The following is a 652-nucleotide window of genomic DNA, read 5'->3' on the forward strand; positions in this document are numbered from 1 at the left end:
TATTGTGGCGGTTTTTAGTCAAAAAGTATATGCCTGAGGCGCGGTTCGCTTTAGATGTGTATAAGAGACAGGGCGTAAACCGTCAGGCTTATCCTTGTTAAATATATTCTTAAACAAATAAGCTAAGCAAAAGAGTATCGGAAAGTTTATTAATCCGCCGCCGCTATTGTAACCCCATAAGAAACCGGGGACAGACGTAATAAGGCCCTTTGGCGGAACAAGTTCAACAAAAGGGAAATGCAAGGAATAGATGTATGGACGAAAGAGGTAATGTAGAAATGTTATGAACATCCTATGAATAGTTCCTAATAGATTCAATAAACTGACCGCTGTCCCGTTGATAAGCGCGATACAGTATTTTTGTCCGAATTCAAGAATAGAGTCGAAGCGGATGTAATTATAAATGCATAGCGGTATTGCAACAATAATGTACGGAATAGAGATAAACAGAGCCAATTTCCAAGATCTGCGTTTCCACAGAAGCACCGGAACGAGGATGGATATTAAAACCATATTCGGGCGGCAACCGACGGTCAGCGCAAAACAGAGGCACGCGAAGAATAATTGCAAATAGTTTATATTTTCTTTATCGACAGACTTAAGCAGCAAAAATGTTCCGACAACGATAAACGCTAATCCGGCTAACTGTACA

Annotated in this window: 1 protein-coding gene; it reads right to left on the reverse strand. The window is 40.5% G+C overall.

Going from position 1 to position 652, the window contains the following annotated elements:
• Positions 1-18: 18 nt before the first annotated feature.
• On the reverse strand, positions 19-652 hold a 634-nt coding region (locus ACYVRA_RS08025), incomplete at its 5' end, for a hypothetical protein (protein ID WP_461252209.1).

This window comes from Treponema sp. R8-4-B8 (genome assembly GCF_054786175.1).